Origin of the sequence: Mycobacterium sp., assembly GCF_040398885.1 — a bacterium.
GTDB lineage: Bacteria > Actinomycetota > Actinomycetes > Mycobacteriales > Mycobacteriaceae > Mycobacterium.
Genome location: NZ_JBBATF010000250.1, coordinates 1 through 2,832, shown reverse-complemented (window position 1 = coordinate 2,832; position 2,832 = coordinate 1). Strand labels below are relative to the sequence as shown.

The 2,832-nt window shown below is 68.0% G+C and carries 4 protein-coding genes; 3 read left to right on the top strand and 1 reads right to left on the bottom strand.

The window, feature by feature from the left end; genetic code table 11:
- Positions 1-788 (bottom strand): acyl-CoA dehydrogenase family protein (locus tag ADBZ5U_RS15580; protein ID WP_526811706.1); only part of this gene is annotated, 788 nt, incomplete at its 3' end.
- A gap of 143 nt (positions 789-931) precedes the next feature.
- On the opposite strand from ADBZ5U_RS15580, the gene ADBZ5U_RS15575 reads away from it, so the two are divergent.
- From ADBZ5U_RS15575 to ADBZ5U_RS15565, 3 genes are all read left to right on the top strand, one after another.
- Positions 932-2,023 (top strand): Re/Si-specific NAD(P)(+) transhydrogenase subunit alpha, encoded by a 1,092-nt coding sequence (locus tag ADBZ5U_RS15575; RefSeq protein WP_526811702.1) that lies wholly within the window; start codon positions 932-934, stop codon positions 2,021-2,023.
- The gene (locus ADBZ5U_RS15570; protein WP_526811700.1) at positions 2,023-2,367 is read left to right on the top strand and encodes a proton-translocating transhydrogenase family protein; all 345 of its coding nucleotides are present in this window, start codon (positions 2,023-2,025) and stop codon (positions 2,365-2,367) included. The genes ADBZ5U_RS15575 and ADBZ5U_RS15570 overlap by 1 nt, the downstream gene beginning before the upstream one ends.
- Before the next feature lie 56 nt (positions 2,368-2,423).
- Positions 2,424-2,832: NAD(P)(+) transhydrogenase (Re/Si-specific) subunit beta (locus tag ADBZ5U_RS15565; RefSeq protein ID WP_526811704.1), on the top strand; the 409-nt coding region annotated here is incomplete at its 3' end.

Below are 2,832 nucleotides of genomic sequence, written 5' to 3'. Positions count from 1 at the left end.
CCGATCGCGCGCATGCAGTGGTGGATGCGGCCCGGGCCGAGGCGGGCCTGGGCGATCGCGAACCCCATGCCCTCCTCGGCGAGCAGGTTGGAGGCCGGCACGCGGACGCCCGAGTAGACGATCTCGGCGTGACCGTGCTGGTCCTGCCAGCCGAACACCGACGTCGACCGCACGATGTCGACACCGGGCGTGTCGACGGGCACCAGGATCATCGACTGTTGCTGATGGCTCGCCGCGTCAGGGTTGGTCCGGCCCATCACGATCAGGATCTTGCAGCGCGGGTCGTTGGCGCCCGAGGTCCACCACTTACGGCCGTTGATGACGTAGTCGTCGCCGTCGCGGGTGATCTCGGTCCGGATGTTGCGCGCGTCGCTGGAGGCCACCGCCGGTTCGGTCATCGAGAAGGCGCTGCGGATTTCCCCGGCCAGCAGTGGCCGCAGCCACTGCTCCTTCTGCTCGGGCGTGCCGAACATGTGCAGCACCTCCATGTTGCCGGTGTCGGGGGCGGCGCAGTTGATCGCCTCCGGGGCGATCTCGGTGCTCCACCCGGTCAACTCGGCCAGCGGGGCGTACTCCAGGTTCGTCAGTCCCGACTCGGCGGGCAGGAACAGGTTCCACAGCCCGCGTTGTCTGGCCTTGACCTTCAACTCCTCCACCACCGGGGGGGCGGTGAAGTCGCCGGGGCCGGCGGCGGCCCGGTACTCGTCGTAGGACTTCTCGGCCGGGAACACCTCCTCGACCATGAACTCGGTGAGTCGCTGGTGGTAGTCGGCGCCCCTGGCGGACATCGCGAAGTCCATATCGCCACGATATCGGCCGGCTGCATCCGGTCGCGGCGCCTCGGCTTGGGAAATAGCCGCTGCCAGCAGTTAGGGTGTCACGAGCATCGGGGCAGATGCCCGATTGATCCGAGAAAGCACACGCACAGTTCATGACAGATACGCAGACGACGGTGGGAGTCGTCGCCGAGTCGGGCGCCGACGAGCGCCGGGTGGCGCTGGTTCCCAAGGCGGTCTCGACGCTGGTGGCGGGCGGCGCCGCCGTGGTGGTGGAGTCCGGCGCGGGTGAGCGGGCGCTGCTGCCCGACGGGCTCTACACCGCGGCCGGGGCGACGATCGGGGATGCCTGGGGCTGTGACGTCGTGGTCAAGGTCGCACCGCCGTCCGCCGCCGAGGTGGCCCGGCTGCGCGCCGGCCAGACCCTGATCGGATTTCTCGCGCCGCGCAACGCCGACAACCAGATCGCGGCCCTCAAGGCCGCTGGTGTGCAGGCATTCGCGGTCGAGGCCATCCCGCGTATCTCCCGGGCGCAGGCGATGGACGCGCTGTCCTCGCAGGCCAACGTCGCCGGCTACAAGGCGGTGCTGCTCGCGGCCAGTGAGTCCACCCGGTTCTTCCCGATGCTGACCACCGCCGCGGGCACCGTGAAACCGGCCAGCGTGCTGGTGCTCGGCGTCGGCGTGGCCGGACTGCAGGCACTGGCCACCGCCAAGCGACTCGGTGCCAAGACCACCGGGTACGACGTCCGGCCCGAGGTCGCCGACCAGGTGCGCTCGGTCGGCGCGCAGTGGCTGAACGTGGGAATCGACGCCGCGGGCGAAGGCGGCTACGCCCGCGAACTCACCGAGGACGAACGCGCCCAGCAGCAGAAGAAGCTGGAAGAGGCCATCGGCGGGTTCGACGTGGTGATCACCACCGCGCTGGTGCCGGGCCGGCCGGCGCCGCGACTGGTGACCGCCGCCGCGGTGCAGGGCATGAAGCCCGGCAGCGTGGTTGTCGACCTGGCCGGCGAGACCGGCGGCAACTGCGAACTCACCGAACCCGGACAGACCGTCGTGAAGCACGGGGTGACCATCGCCTCGCCGCTGAACCTGCCGGCCTCCATGCCCGAACACGCCAGCGAGTTGTACTCGAAGAACCTGACATCGCTCCTCGAGTTGATGATCTCCGACGGCGCACTGGCGCCCGATTTCGACGACGAGGTCATCTCGTCGTCATGTGTCACACGCGAGGTGCGGAACTGATGTACACCCAACTGCTGGCCAATCTGGCGATCCTGGTGCTGGCCGGATTCGTCGGTTTCGCCGTCATCTCCAAGGTGCCCAACACTCTGCACACGCCGCTGATGTCGGGCACCAACGCCATCCACGGCATCGTCGTGCTCGGTGCGCTCCTGGTCCTGGGCGGCCTGCCCGGCGACGCGCACTGGGGCGTGCGGATCATCGCGTTCGTCGCGCTGATCTTCGGCACCCTGAACGTCATCGGCGGCTTCCTGGTGACCGACCGGATGCTGGGCATGTTCAAGAGCAAGAAGGCGCTGCCTGCCGCCGAGAAGCGCGCCCTCAAAGGCGAGGAGCTCACCAAGTGACCTACCTCGTCGACGTTCTCTACATCTTCGCTTTCGCGCTCTTCATCTACGGCCTGATGGGCCTGACCGGGCCCAAGACCGCGGTGCGCGGCAACTGGATCGCAGCGACCGGTATGGGCATCGCGGTGATCGCCACACTGATCAAGATCCGTGACACCGCCTCGGTCAACTGGCTTCTGATCGTCGCCGGTCTGGCGATCGGCGTGATCCTCGGTGTGCCGCCGGCCAAGAAGACCAAGATGACGGCGATGCCACAGTTGGTGGCGCTGTTCAACGGCGTCGGCGGCGGCACCGTGGCGCTGATCGCCTGGGCCGAATTCATCGAGACCAAGGGCTTCTCGCACTTCAAGCCGGATCAGTCCCCGACGGTGGCACTGGTGGTCGGGTCGCTGTTCGCCGCGATCATCGGCTCGGTGTCGTTCTGGGGTTCGCTGGTCGCCTTCGCCAAACTGCAGGAAAACATCA

Coding starts and splice junctions, on each gene's coding strand:
- ADBZ5U_RS15570 (WP_526811700.1), top strand. CDS start 2,023: ATGTACACCCAACTGCTGGCCAATCTGGCGATCCTGGTGCTGGCCGGA.
- ADBZ5U_RS15575 (WP_526811702.1), top strand. CDS start 932: ATGACAGATACGCAGACGACGGTGGGAGTCGTCGCCGAGTCGGGCGCC.